The organism is Chakrabartyella piscis (assembly GCA_030067835.1).
GTDB lineage: Bacteria > Bacillota > Clostridia > Lachnospirales > Anaerotignaceae > Chakrabartyella > Chakrabartyella piscis.
Genome location: CP092441.1, coordinates 2,950,835 through 2,967,521 on the forward strand (window position 1 = coordinate 2,950,835; position 16,687 = coordinate 2,967,521).

Annotated in this window: 12 protein-coding genes and 1 tRNA gene; 3 read left to right on the forward strand and 10 right to left on the reverse strand. The window is 39.7% G+C overall.

All coding sequences use genetic code 11. The annotated features are described in order from the left end of the window. Nucleotides 1-307 precede the first annotated feature (307 nt). Nucleotides 308-880 carry a hypothetical protein gene (locus tag MJY40_RS13475; protein WP_317854714.1) on the forward strand — a complete coding sequence of 191 codons (573 nt, stop codon included), beginning with the start codon at nucleotides 308-310 and terminating at the stop codon, nucleotides 878-880. Nucleotides 881-1,001: 121 nt separating this feature from the next. On the opposite strand, the gene MJY40_RS13480 is transcribed toward MJY40_RS13475, so the two are convergent. Continuing rightward, nucleotides 1,002-2,858, reverse strand: coding sequence for an ATP-dependent helicase (locus tag MJY40_RS13480; protein ID WP_317854715.1), 1,857 nt, complete (start codon nucleotides 2,856-2,858; stop codon nucleotides 1,002-1,004). Between the two features lie 246 nt (nucleotides 2,859-3,104). Here MJY40_RS13480 and MJY40_RS13485 point away from each other — a divergent pair, with 246 nt between their 5' ends. Both MJY40_RS13485 and MJY40_RS13490 read left to right on the forward strand, forming a co-directional pair. Then, on the forward strand, nucleotides 3,105-4,430 hold the full coding sequence (locus tag MJY40_RS13485; RefSeq protein WP_317854716.1) for a glycosyltransferase family 4 protein: 1,326 nt from the start codon (nucleotides 3,105-3,107) through the stop codon (nucleotides 4,428-4,430). A gap of 84 nt (nucleotides 4,431-4,514) precedes the next feature. Then, a tRNA-Arg gene (locus MJY40_RS13490) sits at nucleotides 4,515-4,588 on the forward strand. A 375-nt stretch (nucleotides 4,589-4,963) separates the two neighbouring features. Here the strand turns inward: MJY40_RS13490 and MJY40_RS13495 are convergent. The 9 genes from MJY40_RS13495 to MJY40_RS13535 all read right to left on the reverse strand — a co-directional run bounded on the left by MJY40_RS13495 (nucleotide 4,964) and on the right by MJY40_RS13535 (nucleotide 16,682). Next, nucleotides 4,964-5,182, reverse strand: coding sequence for a DUF362 domain-containing protein (locus MJY40_RS13495; protein ID WP_317854717.1), 219 nt, complete (start codon nucleotides 5,180-5,182; stop codon nucleotides 4,964-4,966). Between the two features lie 384 nt (nucleotides 5,183-5,566). Further along, on the reverse strand, nucleotides 5,567-6,316 hold the full coding sequence (locus tag MJY40_RS13500; protein ID WP_317854718.1) for a BRO family protein: 750 nt from the start codon (nucleotides 6,314-6,316) through the stop codon (nucleotides 5,567-5,569). Nucleotides 6,317-6,393: 77 nt separating this feature from the next. Further along, on the reverse strand, nucleotides 6,394-8,052 hold the full coding sequence (locus MJY40_RS13505) for a recombinase family protein (RefSeq protein ID WP_317854719.1): 1,659 nt from the start codon (nucleotides 8,050-8,052) through the stop codon (nucleotides 6,394-6,396). Further along, on the reverse strand, nucleotides 8,045-8,842 hold the full coding sequence (locus MJY40_RS13510; RefSeq protein ID WP_317854720.1) for a recombinase family protein: 798 nt from the start codon (nucleotides 8,840-8,842) through the stop codon (nucleotides 8,045-8,047). The genes MJY40_RS13505 and MJY40_RS13510 overlap by 8 nt, the downstream gene beginning before the upstream one ends. 43 nt (nucleotides 8,843-8,885) lie before the next feature. Beyond that, entirely contained in the window at nucleotides 8,886-10,463 is a 1,578-nt protein-coding gene (locus tag MJY40_RS13515; protein ID WP_317854721.1) for a recombinase family protein, read from the reverse strand. Nucleotides 10,464-10,528: 65 nt separating this feature from the next. Beyond that, nucleotides 10,529-10,696, reverse strand: a complete 168-nt coding sequence (locus MJY40_RS13520; protein WP_317854722.1) for a hypothetical protein — start codon at nucleotides 10,694-10,696, stop codon at nucleotides 10,529-10,531. A 12-nt stretch (nucleotides 10,697-10,708) separates the two neighbouring features. Continuing rightward, nucleotides 10,709-11,068 carry a type II toxin-antitoxin system PemK/MazF family toxin gene (locus MJY40_RS13525; protein ID WP_317854723.1) on the reverse strand — a complete coding sequence of 120 codons (360 nt, stop codon included), beginning with the start codon at nucleotides 11,066-11,068 and terminating at the stop codon, nucleotides 10,709-10,711. Nucleotides 11,069-11,765: 697 nt separating this feature from the next. Continuing rightward, nucleotides 11,766-12,671 carry a class B sortase gene (locus tag MJY40_RS13530; protein ID WP_317854724.1) on the reverse strand — a complete coding sequence of 302 codons (906 nt, stop codon included), beginning with the start codon at nucleotides 12,669-12,671 and terminating at the stop codon, nucleotides 11,766-11,768. Nucleotides 12,672-12,731: 60 nt separating this feature from the next. Next, the gene (locus tag MJY40_RS13535) at nucleotides 12,732-16,682 is read right to left on the reverse strand and encodes a leucine-rich repeat protein (RefSeq protein ID WP_317854725.1); all 3,951 of its coding nucleotides are present in this window, start codon (nucleotides 16,680-16,682) and stop codon (nucleotides 12,732-12,734) included. Nucleotides 16,683-16,687: the final 5 nt, after the last annotated feature.

Here is a 16,687-nt window from a genome sequence, read left to right on the forward strand (position 1 = left end):
ATACCCCTCCGTATTCTTGCTGTTTCTATTTGCATGCGACCTTGCCAAATCGCAATAAATGCTAATCTTCATTATATCTTTTTTACCAATAAACGTCAATCTTTTTCCTTATAATACCCTTTTTTCTGAAAAAAATCCCTTTTCTTTTTTTGGGTTCTATATTACAATAATCATACGGGTCGTCGGGGACGCCGACCCCTACATTTAATATATGTCTTTCAAAAGGCATGAAAACCCTACGAAAGCATTTGTGTAGGGGCGACCTGTGGTCGCCAGTAAACAGCAAACAGCAAAAAGGAGCTTATTTATGTTAGGATTTCATACAGATGGTGTTTGCCTCATTGGCGCATCCAAAGATTTATTGCCCATATTGAAAAAAAGAAAAATCCCCATCACCAAAACCATCACCACAAACACCTTGGTATTTGCCATCAACAACAGCGATTATTTGGACAAAAAGCGATTTTCCATTTCCTTTATGGCTGGTGAAACACCTTGGTTTGTGTGTACCGTTGGTGATTTTACAAGACCCACTGCAAACACATTGTCCTTTGCCACAAACGAAGATTTGGTGGATTTCATCACTGCCATCTACTATGCTTCTCAGGGATTTTTGCATTTGGATTTTGAGCTTTCTTATTTGAAACAACAACTTTCTGTGGACAATGGGCGTAAAATTCGTGCTTTGGAAGAAACAGGTTTCACCACAATTCCAAAGAATTCCTTTGCAGCTTGTTTCTGCTTCACAAAGGGTGGTTTTATGGAAAGTGACCGTTTGTTCACCAAATTGACCAAAGAATATGGTTTGGAAATGGATAAGGTACTTTTGACAGGCACCTTTGATTCCAAGTACCAATTCATACGGGCTTTTTTGTTGTAATAATCCTTTTTTAGAAATTAGGACAAACGGGCGGACACACAGGTCCGCCCCTACAATATTCTGTGACAAGTATGGTGTAGCAATAGTATTGTAAACAGGAATATTATGATTAGAACGTTTCCTATTTTTGGGTATCTTTGATGATGACACCAATTTCACCTAAAAATCTGGAGGGTTCTTTTTTCTTGTCAAATTTGGAGCGTATGGTAGACAAACAAAGCTTTTCCTTTGCACGTGTCATAGCAACATAAAAGAGTCTACGTTCTTCTTCCATATGGTTTGCAATGCCCTTTTCATGGGGCACAATCCCCTCCACAAGAGATGGTACAAACACTGCCTGAAACTCCAATCCTTTTGCTCCATGCATGGTGGTCAGCACCACACATTTGTTGTATGCATCTTCACTTTTTCTACTTTGTTCCTTCATTTGTTGACTCATTTCTTCCAATGTTTGACGGAAAGATGCCACACTCACTTCACCCTTTGCCAACTCCATCAATTCATCTGCAATTTCCATAAACACCTGACCACTGGTTTTGCGATAAGTTGCATATTCTTCCAAATATTCATCATAACCCACCACTCTACGAATGTAGCGAATTGCTTCATACACATCTCGTTTTTCTATTTGTGCCAAATCCTGTTGCAACCCTTCCAATGCTTCTGATTGCCATTTTTTCAAAGATGGACACACAAACAAACTACGCAACATAGCATATGGCATAGACTGTGCTTCTTCCAACAAATCTTTTCCAATGTATCGCTTTGGTTTGTTGAGGATTTGACGCAAATGACTATCAGAATCTGGATTTTCTGCCAACAACAAATATGCCAACAAATCCCTTGCAATCCAATGGTCATATACATTGCTGCCTACATCACGAATAAAATAGGGAATCTGTCTACGATACAGCTCCCTTGCAAATGCACACCCTTGCATATTGGTGCGATATATGATTGCGATTTCATGTGGTGGCACTTCTGCATCCAAAAGATGTACAATCTTTTCACCAATTCTTTGGGCTTCTATGTTGCGATCTTCTGCAAGAAAGAAAGTCACCTTTTCACCTTCACCAGCAATGCCAGAAATATCCTTTGGAAACCGTTCCAAATTGTTTGTAATCGCCTTTTGGGATACAGAAATGATACGATCCGAAGAACGATAATTCACATCCAAGGTTACCTTTGCACAAGGTGTGAATTCCTTTTCAAAACGCATCAAAAATTCTGGACTTGCACCACGAAAGCTGTAGATACTCTGGTCATCATCCCCTACAACAAAGATGTTTTTTTCTTTACCTGCCAATAGGGAAATACATTCGTATTGTACACGATTGATGTCTTGGAATTCATCCACCATAATATAAGGGAATTTCTTTTGCCAGCGTGCCAAGGTTTCTTTGTCCTCTTGGAGCAACTGATGGCATTCCACCAACATATCATCAAAATCCATCTTATCTTGACGTGCTTTATAGGCTTCATAGGCTTTGTATAGCTTTTGGAAGATATCATCCTTCATATCATTGGGTTCAAAATCCTCCAAGGGTATCATTTCATTTTTCATATAGGTCAGCTGTGTAAAGAACAGATTTACCATATCATCCACATCGTTATTTGCCCAATTGTTTTCCAAAATGGTTTGGGTGATAAATTTACGACCATCTTCACCTTGCAACACACGATCCACTCCATATCCATAGGTTTCACGCAAAATACGAAAGAACAGACTATGAAATGTAGAAAACCAAACCTTACCTTGGCCTCTGTCACCAAAACGTGTTTTCATTTGCACAGCAGCAGCTTTTGTAAATGTGACCACCAAAACTTGACCACCAGACAAATCCATTTCACGCAACATTTTTTGCAAGCGACACAAAATAACAGTGGTTTTTCCACTGCCTGGTCCTGCCAATACCATCATTGACCCTTCTTTGTGACGAACTGCTTCTAATTGTGCTTTGTTCAATTTACTTCTCATATCCACCTCGGATTATCATTTATTTTTCTTACATCATATCACAAAACCTGCTATTTTGCGACAAAAAGCCCAATATCCCTACATCTTGTAGCACAGATTTCATAATCTTAATAAACTCTTCATAAAAATATAAAGAAATCTCTATTGTAAAATTGTGAGATTTGTATTAAAATTCCTGAATAAGTATTTTTTGGATGGTATTGCAATCTATTGTTTGGAGCATCATTCTGTTAGGAGGTTCATTTTATGAGAATCGGTATTTTTTCAGACACATATTTTCCACAAATCAATGGCGTTGGCACTTCCATTCGCACCTTAGCACAAGGATTGGAAGCACAAGGTCATCGTGTATATATTTTCACACCTTGGGACCCAAATTCTTCTGAAGATGAGTCAGAATATATTTTTCGTGTACCCAGTATGCCATTTTTATTTGCCAAAAATTTCAGAACTGCATTGCTGTGTCCGCCACATCTTTTGCGTAAAATCAAAGATTTGCAGTTGGATATCATCCATACACAAACAGAATTTTCTTTGGGCTTTTTGGGTAAATTTGTTGCCACAACACAAGGAATCCCTTTGGTACACACCTACCACACCATGTATGAAGACTATGTACATTACATTGGTGGTGGTTATTTATTCACACAAGAAATGTCTCGTGATTACAGCAAACTTTTCTGTAACGCCACCACAGCCATCATCACACCCACACAAAAAACAGAGGATTTGCTCCTCAGTTATGGTGTAGACAAACCCATCAGCATCATCCCTACAGGCATCAACACAAAACGTTTCCAAAGAGAAAACTACGCACCAGAAGAAATTTTGGCATTGCGTCAATCTTATGGTTTGGAAGCAGATACACCAGTTGTCCTTTCTTTGGGACGTGTTGCAAAGGAAAAGTCCATTGATGTGGTGATGGAAAGTATGCCAAAGCTTTTGGAACAATTGCCCACTGCCAAAATGGTGGTTGTTGGTGATGGTCCTGAACGTGAAAATTTAGAAGCATTGGCAAACACCTTGGGTATTGCAGAGCATGTTATTTTCACAGGTGCCAAACCATGGGATGAAATTGGCAAGTATTATCAATTGGGTGATGTATTTTGCAGTGCATCCACTTCTGAAACACAAGGTTTGACCTTTGCAGAAGCAATGGCAGCTGGTGTTCCTGTTGTGGCTCAAAAAGATCCTTGTATCGAAACCATCATCCAACATGAAGAAACAGGTCTTTTGTTTGAAGATGAAATGGAACTTTCTTCTATGTTATATTCTTTGCTTTCTGATGCCAAGAAACAAAGTGACTTTTCCAAACGTGGTATGGAGGCAATGAAGAATCTTTCTGCTGAAGCCTTTTGCTCCAATGTTGCAGAAGTTTATACCCATGTTTTGGAGAATACCGAAGATGTTGTGCATATTGTGGCTCCTGCATTGCCACTGGTGATGGGTGCCAAAGCTGCCATACGTATCACAAAATTGCCTAAGAAAATCGTGGTGCGTAGTTATCATAGAACCAAAAAGATGGCAGAGCATTTCCCTTATTTCCGTAAAAAAGATGCATCGGACTCATAAAACAATTATTTTGAATAAATTCGCAATTTTCTATTGACAAATATGGCACATTCCACTATACTATTGTTTGTGCCTATTTTATGTGTGAGTGTAGCTCAGTTGGATAGAGCGTCTGGCTACGGACCAGAAGGCCGTGGGTTCGAATCCTGTCACTCACATAAAATAAAGCATGCAAAAAAGAAGTCATTGGTATAAAAGCCGATGACTTTTTTTTGGATTTTTACCTCAAAAAGGCTGTTCAAACAGGCATCGATTTCATGGATGTCATATTGGTTTTTTGCGTGCAACCACTGTATTTGAACCAATACAGTGGTTTTTTATGCCAAAAATCCCGAAGCTACCACAAAATCATAAAAAAATACTCAAACATTAAGAGCTGTTAAATGCGAGGACCATCCTCCACTTAACAGCTCTTTTTTTATTTCTTGAAAAAAGAGAATTAGACAGCACCGAGCTTTGTGACCAATTCAGATTTTGTAGAAACGTGTGTTGTATTTCGCTTTATAGCAGTATCAGTCCTTCACCATTCACCTTTAGGCCTTAGTCTTTACAATGGCTCCATGGGGACAGACTTCTATACATCTACCACATCCCATACAAACATCCTGTTGGATGAAGGAAATTCCATTGATTTTTTTAATGGCATTTTCTGGACAGGACATTTTACATCTGCCACAGCCTACACAATACTGGCTTTCCACCATATATGTATCTTTCTTTTCTTGTTTTGCGAAATATTCATCTAAATTCATATATTCTCCATTGATACCCACATATACTCCAAATGTGATGCATTCCTTCTATACTTAGAACAAAGATTTGCATCTTTTCCATTTCTGAACAATTCCACGTAAAAAAAATAACAAACCCAATTGGATTTGTCATCTTTTTTCCCATCCACGCAGAATAGATGTCATTGCAAAAATTAAGGTGGATTTGAACTCACACGCCATTGTTTCGTTATTATAAAACAGTATATCACATAGCCTGTATTTTGCAACAGTTTCATCTTGTATGGTAAGTGATTTTCCGTTTCACAACTTGCCACAAATCGTGTAACATGGCTTTTTAACTACTGGGTGGCTCACGTTCCCTTGGGGAAGAAAACTGGCACACAGGCTTTATAGTTTCGCCGCTTAGCCATCTGGACTTGGCGGCTCACTTGTTCTTGTAATTGCCAGTCGTTTGTTGATGCGTTTCATCAGATACAATCGACCTTTTGGAGTGAACAGCATATATACACCGCCATGACCATTTCGAGTATACTCTTTCAAAGTGGCATATCCATTGTTCATCATGTAGGCGCTTGGCAGCAAGACCTTTTGTGGTGAGCGATACGCCAGTTTCATTTCTTCCAACAGAAAAATAAATAGCTTTTCCGGGATATGAAGTTCCTTTGCTGTAATGCGCATATTGGTGTATAGGTTGGTGTCCACAATTGCGTTGAAGTATTCAGCTTTAGGAGTCATATCATCTAGCTTTTCATTGATTTGTCGTAGTTCCAAAAATAACTGTTCAGCACTGGTTGGATCAGCAAGTAACTCGTCTAATTTTTGTGGAGTGATGTACGAACCTGTTTTTCTAATGGTGGGAAGCACCACTTCGACTACCCATTCTTCAAATGTTTCGGCTGATGGCAAATTAGATCTCATAACCATACGATAGATGTCGGATTCAGGAATAAACAGCATCTTTTGCTGACGACCTACCGAATCGGTAGTGCATCTCTCGACCATCTTCTTGCAGTGGCGATTGATATCTCGACTAGGGTTTCTATAGCCCAACGCTACAGCTACGTCATTCCCACAAAATAGCACACGACCATCTTCGTCAACCAAAGTTCTTACGCTGCCAAATTGACTGTTTTCAAAAATTTGCATTTCCATTATTTTACCTTCTTTCTGTCAATAAAATAAGCAGAGCCGAATTTCAGCTCTGCTAGGGTTTGATTGTTATATTGTTTTTATTGTGCTTTCAATCTTCTTACTTTAAGTTCCAATAATTGCTCATGTACTTTTCCATTTTTGAAGTGAATGATAATGTGATTGGCATCAATCACTTGAATTGTGTCAATCGTCTGGCGGACTAAGCTGTCGTTGTACTCTAGAATGTCCTGTGGTTGGCTTTCTAAGTAACTTTTCACTTCAAGTAGTTTTGTTTCTATGGTTTCTTCAGTATCGTTGTTTGCCTTATATTCATCAATGATATTTTGAATTCGCCTTGCTTCAGCTGATAGGGATTGCATCTGTTTTTCGGCCTGTGCATATTCATATTGATTTTGGCAAGTTTGATTTTCCGTGACCATTTCCATGATTTGATTGACTAGATCTTTAACCTGTTGTTCTAGTTTTTCTATGTCCACTGTGCTATCAGCTTGCTTTCGCATGGCATCTCGCAGATTCTTTGTTAGTGCGAATAGCACTACTTTGTCGGTGTTGTACGAGGATAGAATTGCACCCATGATAGCCTTATGCAAGCTTTCTTCATCCACACTAACTGAGTCACTACAATATTTTGTACCATAATCGATTCGATTGATGCATCTCCAAACTGGTTGCTTTTTACCACTTCGCTTGGTCCATACAACTCTGCGATAGGGTGTTCCACAGTGGCCACAGACTAGAATTTCAGAGAGTGCATACAGACTACTATATTTTCCACTTTCCGTAATGGTTGTTTTGGAAACTTTACGTTTGCTACCTCGTCTAGTCCTTTCGGCTTGCACTCTATCGAACACGGCTCTATCTATGATAGCATCGTGGTTGTTTTTTATATAAATCTTGGGTAACTCGCCATTGTTCACTTTAGACTTTTTGCTGATAGGATCAGTGATATAGGTCTTTTGCAGAATCACATCGCCACAGTATTTTTCGTTTGCCAGTAGTGAGCGAATAACTGTTTCTTTCCACTCCTTACTTTTTCGATACGGTATCCCATCTGCATTGAGTGCAGCGGCTATGGTTCGAGTTGTATCGCCAGATAAATAGCTCTCGTAAATTCTTCGTATGATAACAGCTTCTTCTGGTATGATTTCTGGCTGACCATCTGCACCTTTTCGATATGCGTAAAATTTGCTGTATTGATAGCTGACTTTACCTTCTTGCATTGCCATGCGTTTGCCCATCTTTACGTTCATACTTAGTGAGTTTAATTCTTCTTGGGCAAGGGATGCGAGGATGGTGAGGATTACTTCGCTGTTTTCTTCTAGGGTATTGATGTTTTCTTTCTCGAACAGGACACCCACACCCATCGCTTTCAGCTTTCGCACATAACCGATGCTGTCCAAGGTATTTCTTGCAAATCGGCTGATAGACTTTGTAATGATGAGGTCGATTTTTCCTTTTTTACAATGCCTTATCATCTTCATAAAATCTGGTCTTTTTTCAGCAGAGGCACCAGAGATGCCCTCATCGGCATAAGTACCAGCCAGTGTCCATTCTGGGGTTTTCATAATCAGTTCGGTGTAGTAGGATTTCTGTGTATAAAAACTGGTGAGCTGTTCTTCCATGTCAGTGGACACACGGCTATACGAAGCCACTCGAAGCTGTCTATATTTTTTCTGTGTGTCACCATGCATACCTTTGCTAGGTATTACGATAACTTCACGTTCTGGTCTACTCATGATTTTCTCCTTTTCTAAAAATTCTTCCACTTTTAAGTACGGCTTTGGTAGCTTGGTTTTTGCTGATTCTTACATCGCTAATCAGTTCATCTAATAGCTCAATATCAATGTCTTTTTGACTTCGCCCAAGTGCTTGTATCTTTTCATCTTCAGCGGCATATTCAGTGGCACACAAGCTATATTGCAGGGCTGCAAGCTCCATGATGGTCTGCTTGATTTTCTCTACTTGCAGTTCGGTTTGCATTAAGAGTGTATCTACTTCGTTTTGCAGGCGAAGGGTTTCTATCGATAACGTATTGTTTCCACTAGATTGCTCCATTGGGTTATGGCTCAGTTGTTTTTGTAAAGCACTTATATCTTTTAAGATGCTGTCATCTGTTACATTCAGTGATATGTGACTTGGGTTGTGTGGACAATACCATCGTTCATTACCACTGGCTTTGATTCTTCGTTTTAAGTGTTGTCCACATACATCACAGACCAATTTGTTTTTCAGCTTTTTAATGTCACTAGACTCGGTTGGTGTATAGGTTTTCATGGAAGCTTGTGCCAGTCTAAATTGGGTTTCAGATATAATGCAAGGATATTTTTCATTGCCAAGGTAGTTTTCATTTTGGAGCATCCTTGCAATCATATTTTTATTCCATTCAGGTTTCGATGGCATATATCGTATGTTTTGGTTTGTCAGCTCAGTTGCAATACTGAGGTATGATAATCCACCTGCGTACATTTGATAAATCTGCTGTACAATGATTTTTTCTTCTGCATTGATTGAGATCTCTCCACCCACGAAATGATACCCATAGGGTATTTTCCTGTTCTGTGCCATACTGTCACATCCTTTCTGTCAGAATGAGTCCGTTTTTTAAGCGGAATGCGATGGTTTGATTATCTTTCGCTAATATCTTTTCTACGATCTCATTCAACACGTCTGTATTCATTTCGGTAATGCTTTCTGGTAATTCATCTAAGGCTTCAATTAAATTTTCAGTTTCCTCTAGAGTGGTGTCCTTACGCAACTTTCCTAGAAGTCGCATTTTCAAGTCTTTTGCATCTTTTAGCTCTTTTTTCAGTTCATCCGTTTTGGATATAAAAAGAGCAGAATCAAGTATGCCTCTGGATAGTAGTCCAGACATAGCATGATTCTGCTCTGTAAGTGTCGCTATTCTTTTGTTGATGTTTTGTAACTCTAGATTTTCACGTTGCTGTTGCTCTTGCACCTTGTAAAGTGTAGCAACGATAGGCTCTAGGATTTGATGATGATTTTTTCTTAGCTTATTGTACATATGGATAAAGGCAAGGGTGATTTTTTCTTCACGGATCCGTTCTGCAGAACAGTTGGTTTTATCTGTATCATGTAATCTGCAAACCCAGTAAGCTTTATGATTGGTAACTTTTCTTCGGAAGTGACAACCACATTCCCCACAGGTGATCTTTCTACCCAATGGATATTCACCATATTCTAAATTTACAGCCGCTACTCGTTGGTTTAATAAAATGTTCGCAAGCTCAAACTGAATTCGGCTGACAATCGACTCATGGTTATCTCTGACGTAGTATTGAGGAAGTTCTCCCTTATTTACTTGACTCTTATATGGAATGACATCTTGGCTGAATGTTTTCTGCAAAAGTAAATCACCAACATATCGTTCATTACGAATGATGGAAGATATCGCTTCCTTTTTCCAAATTGTTTTTCCTGTGCGACTTGGTATGCCTTCAGCATTGAGTGTTTTGCAAATCTCTAAAAATCCATTGCCCATTAAGTATTCAGCAAAAATCCTACGAATGAGTTCTGCTTCTGGTTCGTAAATTTCAAATTGCTTATTGACCATGCGATATCCGAATGGAGCGCTGCTTGGCATAAATGTGCCTTTTTGCATTCTCATGCGAATACCTTTTTTTACATTTTTTGAGATGCTCACTGATTCTTCTTGAGCGAAGAGTGAGTAGAGGGTTAGTAGATTTTCACCACTTAGTTTTGCTGTATCAATACCTTCTTTTTCAAAATATACCGAAACACCGATTGCTTTTAGCTCTCTGACAGTAGCGATGCTATCCAATGTATTTCTTGAAAATCTGCTTGTTGATTTGGTGACGATACGATCAATCTTGCCATCTCGACAATCGTTTATCATGCGATTGAAGTCATCTCGTTTTTCTGTTGATACACCAGAGATGCCCTCATCGGCATAAATGTCGACCATTTCCCAACTTGGGTTTTCTTCGATTAGGTTTGTGTAGTATCTCACTTGTACTGCAAAGGAATTTAGTTGATCCTTAGAATCACTGCTGACACGAGCATATCCAGCGACTCGCAGTTTTAATGTTTCCTGTTTGATGGTTGCATCGATTTGAAAAATCTCTTTTTGTCTTAATGCACTTGTTCCGTTTATACTCTTATCAGCCATATTAGTTCATCCTCCTTTCAAGCAACAACACTACCACAATGAGAGTTCAAAAGCTATACCCAATACTACCAAAGATAGATGGGTTCTAATTGACATTGTTTCGCAAGGCTAAAAGCTGTCAAATCAGCCACTTCACGAGTGATTTTGTCTGCATTTAGCAGAGATTTGAGCATCTGCATCATTAAGTAAAAATCATTAGGGATGATAGTTTGAACTTGATTTTCTAGTGTCATAACAGTTCCTCCTTACAAAAAGTTTGGGTTTAAGCCAACACTGATTTCCAGTGCTGCGTTGATTTGTTTCAGCTTATATTGGGGAACGGTGCAGAGATATTCTTGCAGTCGCTCACGATCAATGGTACGGATTTGTTCCAGTAGCACACTGGAATATGCTTCAAGATTTCGTATGGGCGACACCATCACATGAGTGGGCATCACTTTCTTTGGTCTTGTAGTGATTGGTGCTACGATAACAGTGGGGCTGTATCGGTTGCCAATATTGTTTTGTAGGATTAAAACTGGTCTGACACCAGATTGCTCCGAGCCAACACCTTTTCCGAGGTTGGCATAGTAAATCTCTCCACGAGTAATCACTTTTTCTTCCACGAGAACACCTCCTTTATTTTTTGTTTTGTCTTAATATCACAAACATAAGGACTACTGTTTTGAGGCAGTAATCCTCATGGCTTCTAACATTAAGAATTTTGTTTGCACTTTATTCGACACTACTTCCGAAGTGCATACGGCGATTACCTAAACTGTGGTTCGCTGTACCACATCATGGGACTTTCACCCTCGCTGGGATCTCCACCGACTGCCCTCATTGCCTGCGATGGATTGGTTACCACTCGGACTGTGACTGGACAGAAGTATCATTATAGGTTGATGGGGTTATGGCAAGGCAAGTGGCGATCACTTGCTTTTCATCCAAATGGGTTACGCTCGTCACCTTACATTTTTCTTTGATAGATATTCGCAGATAATAGAACAAGATAAAATGGTGATTGTTATTTCTGCTTTGCATCTACAGGTGAGTCTTGGCGCATTTGATGAAGTTGCTTTTCCTTTCGGGACCATCAACTAAGGTATTTAGGTTATCGGATATTCAATTTTCAAAGAACAATACAGCGCTTAACAAAGAACTGCAAAAGAGATTTTTTACCCCTTCACTTACTTCCTCACTTCTAAGCCATTTTTCAAGTCACTTTTTCAAACATTTTTTATTTTCAGTAATTTCGCACAAAAAAACAGCACCACATTTAGTGATGCTGTATAGCTATCTTGGATTTATTCTATTTTGAGGCTATGGGCGCTCAGGGGAGGGATTTGCTAAAATGTTAGAATCAGAAGCAGTGGACGAGTCCACCAATTTACCCATGACCACCAAACGTTGATTCCTTGTGTTTTCATAGTCATATTTATGAGAGCAGGTGGAGAGGGTGAGTAGTTTATCCTGATCTGTAACCTCTATATCAGAAAAAATATACTCGTTTTTGGCTTGCACAGTATCTATAAAAGTGTCAAAATCATCGTTGTTGGGATATGGATTGATATAGTAAAAATCAATATCTGTATAAAATACTGCAAAAATTTCAAACACCAATATTTCATCATCTACTGTAAGATAGATGTAAGGATTTTCTTGCATGAAGTCTAGTTCTGTGTAACGGAACAGCTGAGAGAATTTTTCGCCATCTGGGTTTTCTGGATTTTCTGCATGACCATAAATAACTGTATTTTGGATTAGACTGTCTGGAGAGGTTAGATTGGCATAGTAATCAGCAAAATATGATCCCCACACGCTATAATTTCCATTCTCATCTAGTGTTAAATAGTCGCTATTATTGGTTGTTTGCATGACAGCGTTATCAATATCTGTTCCTGTGACGCAGAGCCATGCAACTGTGTCTGCGTTTTGTTCCTTTGCTGTCGCTAACGCAGTAGCAGCTTCGTTTTCTGTATCGGTGGTTTCGGTATCTATATCTGAGTTTTCATCTTGTGCATCGCCATTCACTTCGCTTGAACTTGATGTTTCAGTTGGTATTTCATCTGTTTTGTTAAGTGCATTACAAGATTCAACAGTTATCATAAGGACTAAAATAATTGCAATGGATAGGAAAATAATTTTTCTATGCTTTTTCATGTAGGTTCTTTCTACGGCACTGAGGGCCGCTGAAACAGGGTTAAATAAAAGGCGGCAGTAAGTCATAAAACTCACCGCCGCCAGTTCGTATCAAATTAGTTTGTTGCGGTAGTAAAGCAGTATATTTTATAGTGCTGCAAATCTTGTAAGAAGCACTGCAAGCTCTGCTCTTGTCAATCCATTTGTTGGTGCTAATGAGCCATCTACATTGCCATTAAAAATGTCATTTGCTACTGCCCATGTCATTGCAGCAACAGCATATTCGCTCGTTGTATCACCATCTGTGAATTCATCAAGTGATGCAGTCGCTGTCACATCAAGACCTTTGTACTCTGCATAGCGATAAAGGATTGCCGCCATTTGCTCACGAGTAATAGGATCATTTGGTGCGAAGATTTCTTCACTATAACCACTAACAATGCCATTTTCTTTTGCCCACGCAACGCCCTCTGCAAACCAATCGTCAACAGATACATCTGCAAATGATATGCTAGACAGATCCGCTTCTGCATCTTCCATACGATACAAAATTGTTACAAGCATTGCACGACTTGTTGTTGTGTAAGGACTATAAGTGTTTTCTGATGTACCACTTACCCAGTTGTTTTCATATGCATTCATAACAGAACTATAGAACCAATCAGATTCGCTTACATCTTCAAACACATCAACTCCTGTTTGTGGGTTTGTATGTGCATCTGTTTCTGAAAATACAACAAACAATGTATGATCGCCAGTTACACTGCTCAAAGTATAACTAGATACTGCACCCATGCTAATGCCATCAATCAAAACATCACTTACTTGATAGCCAGTTGCAGGCGTGAATGTAAAGGTTTGGCTACTATATTTTTTGATTGAATATTCGCTATCACTACCACCATCTGGTGAGATTGTACCAGAACCAGATTGGCCTATTGTGATATCGTAGTAAGTAGAAGATGAACTGCTACCTGAGCTACTGCTACCTGAACTTGTTGTTTTAGATACCACCATAAATGGGCTCAGCTCACTGATTGAAAACGATAGCGTTTGATCACTCACATTTGCGGTAGCAGTGAGAGTTTCGATATCGCCATTTTGTTTTTGATGTAACACTTGGTAAGTTTTTCCGCTCTCTACATCATAGCCGATAGCAACAGTGATATCGCCACTAAAGTCTGCATCTTCAACTACAGTATTATCAACCAATGCGTACAAATAGAAAGTTTCGCCCTCGGTATAGCCACTAGGTACGGTGAAGCTATTTTTGTCAGTATCGGAAATGGTGTCTACAACAACAATGTCAAAGAATTCACCAGATACACCTTCGTTGGTGATGGTAGCAGTACCTGATACTGTTGCTGTTGTTACTGCATCTGCAGCACTTGCCATGACAAAGACGGTCATGGAGGCGGTTGCATCGTTGTAGTTAGAATCTGTTTTGGTTGCTGTGATGGTCACAATACCTTCGGCAACTCCTGTCAAAACATCTGTCGATAGTGTTGCATAATCTGTACCATCAATGGTGTAAACTACATCGCTAGAAACATTTTCATCACTTGTTGTAGTGATATTTAGTGTTTCACCAACACCCGCACTGTTTTCGTTTGTGAAAGTGACTGCAGTTTGGTCAATTTTATCGATGGTGATTGTTTGATCCACACTAACACCTGCATAAGTTTCGTTACCTGCCATAGTTGCAGTTATTATCACAGTACCTACACCCGTAGCTGTAAGTGTTGCCCCCTCAATCGTTGCAGTTCCTGTTCCAGCGGTTACTTCGTAGGTAACAGTACCTTCAGTTGTACCACCAGCGACAGTTAAATTCAATGTGTCGTTATAATCCATTGTATCAGCACTCGTTATGCTAAGTGCTGCTTGCTCTACAAGCTCATTCCAACTTGCATAGTAAGTTGACCCTGCTGCTGCAGTTTCTACTGCTGTGCCTGTAAAGGATTCATTATCATACCAACCCACAAAAGCGTACCCATCTTTTTCGGGAGTAGCGAGAGTGCCAGATTCGAAGGTGGTATCATCTGCGAAGGTACCTCCGTTGGTGATAGCAAAAGCAGTATCATTTGCGGTATAAGCAGAAGAATCTAGTACGTTAGCACTGTCAGAAACATAAATCGTTACGCTTCCATTTGAGCTACCCAATAGTTTACCACTGTGTTCAAGAGTAAAATCATCACCCAATACCACTGTATGAATTGCAGTAGTGCCACCACCTAAATATCCATACGTTGTTACATTATCACCGATTACAAGAGTATTAACGCTTGAATCGGTTAAGAAATAGATGTTATATGAACTGTCCGCACCTGAAACGCCATCTATTGTCCCAAGAACAACGTCATCTTCTATCACAACTTTTTCTACGTTTGTAATAGTCATGAAATTATGGGCTTCCACTTCACAATCTGCTGGAATTGTAATCGTTCCTGTTCCAGCAACTCCAGAAAATGCGTATGCTTCAATGATTTCCAACGTGCTAGGCAATGTAAGGGACTCAATGGGGCAGCCTTGGAATGCAGTATTTGGAATTTTTGTAATGCCCTCTGCGATTTCAACAGTTGTCAAATTTGTCGCACTTTTGAATAAGCTTGAACCGCCTTCTGTACTTCCAACCACTTGGAATGGATTGGTATATGCAGGAATGCTCACACTTGTTACACCTGTTGAACTAAACACACTTGTACCAAACATAGTGTTTTCGTGTGTTGGTAAAGTTAATGTCGTTAAAGAACTACACCCTGCAAAAGCAGATTCTTCAATCACATATACGTTAGAAGTATCTGTTGTAAAATCAAATGCAGTGATACCAGTGTTTCTAAAAGCAGCTCTATCCATCACGGTAATCTTTTCTGGCAAAGGAGCAATATCTGTGAGATCAGGGCATTCGGCAAACAAACCAGTTGTCACTTGAATGCCTTCGACAAGAAGCTTATCGCTGGTTGTTGACTCTTGATTATAGTTTGTCCAATCCACGGTTGTTACACCAGAACCCTCAAACACATACATACCATAGGAAGTAACGCTTGCAGGGAATGTTGCTTCTGTCACGGTATATGCACCAGTAAAGGCAAAATCACCGATAGAGGTTAATGTCGTATTTGCATACCCATCTTCTTGCCAAGGGAATTTCTCAAGGTTTTCTAGGGCGCTAAATGCACCTTTACCAATGTATGTAATGCCCTCGCCCAAGACAATGCTTGTAATGCTATCAGCATAGTCAATCCAAGGTGTGTCAGTTACACAATAATACGCATCTTGTGAACCACCCTTACCAGAGGTTGTCACGGTATAATCTGCCATAGCACCACTACCGCTGATAGTTAAGACACCAGTTGCTTCAGAGAATGACCAATTGACATTGTCTTGAGCTGGGTTTGTAGCACTTACGACTTCGCCATTTGCAGTTGCGCCACAAGTGCCAGAGGTTTCGACAGCATCATCACTCGCCACCGTTGCAGCTGCATCTGGGTTATTAAAATAACTTGCCAACGCTTCCAGTGCATCCATATCCAAATCGGAAGTATCCACGTCATCTGCTTCAAGTTCTTCAATGGCAATATAAATATCTGTAACTGCTGAATAGTATTCACCTTGTTCAGCTTGTTCTAAATCTTTAATTGTTTCCACAGATGGCAAAGCATCGATATTAGTTTGAATTTCCTCTAATGCTGTTGATTCTGTAGTATCATCATCAACCACAGTGTCATCGTTAACTACGGTGTCATCGTCTACCACAGTGTCATCATCAACCACAGTGTCATCGTCTACCACAGTGTCATCGTCTACCACGGTGTCGTCGTCAACCACGGTGTCATCGTCTACCACAGTATCATCGTCAACTACGGTATCATCGTCAACTACAGTAGTATCGTCAACTACAGCATCGTCGTCAACCACGGTGTCATCGTCTACCACAGTATCATCATCAACTACAGTAGTATCATCATCCATAGCAACGATAGACGTATCCACTGGAGCATCATTTGCAAATGCAACAGTCGGTATCATGGTGCAAACCATCGCTAAAGTCAATACATACGATACCATTTTAAGTATTGACTTTTTCATAATCTTTTTCATTATTT

What these genes read in the sequence shown, in the direction of transcription:
- MJY40_RS13475 (WP_317854714.1), top strand. Translation starts at nt 308, where the DNA reads ATGTTAGGATTTCATACAGATGGTGTTTGCCTCATTGGCGCATCCAAA.
- MJY40_RS13480 (WP_317854715.1), bottom strand. Translation starts at nt 2,858, where the DNA reads ATGAGAAGTAAATTGAACAAAGCACAATTAGAAGCAGTTCGTCACAAA.
- MJY40_RS13535 (WP_317854725.1), bottom strand. Translation starts at nt 16,682, where the DNA reads ATGAAAAAGATTATGAAAAAGTCAATACTTAAAATGGTATCGTATGTA.
- MJY40_RS13500 (WP_317854718.1), bottom strand. Translation starts at nt 6,316, where the DNA reads ATGGAAATGCAAATTTTTGAAAACAGTCAATTTGGCAGCGTAAGAACT.
- MJY40_RS13515 (WP_317854721.1), bottom strand. Translation starts at nt 10,463, where the DNA reads ATGGCTGATAAGAGTATAAACGGAACAAGTGCATTAAGACAAAAAGAG.
- MJY40_RS13530 (WP_317854724.1), bottom strand. Translation starts at nt 12,671, where the DNA reads ATGACTTACTGCCGCCTTTTATTTAACCCTGTTTCAGCGGCCCTCAGT.
- MJY40_RS13520 (WP_317854722.1), bottom strand. Translation starts at nt 10,696, where the DNA reads ATGACACTAGAAAATCAAGTTCAAACTATCATCCCTAATGATTTTTAC.
- MJY40_RS13505 (WP_317854719.1), bottom strand. Translation starts at nt 8,052, where the DNA reads ATGAGTAGACCAGAACGTGAAGTTATCGTAATACCTAGCAAAGGTATG.
- MJY40_RS13495 (WP_317854717.1), bottom strand. Translation starts at nt 5,182, where the DNA reads ATGAATTTAGATGAATATTTCGCAAAACAAGAAAAGAAAGATACATAT.
- MJY40_RS13485 (WP_317854716.1), top strand. Translation starts at nt 3,105, where the DNA reads ATGAGAATCGGTATTTTTTCAGACACATATTTTCCACAAATCAATGGC.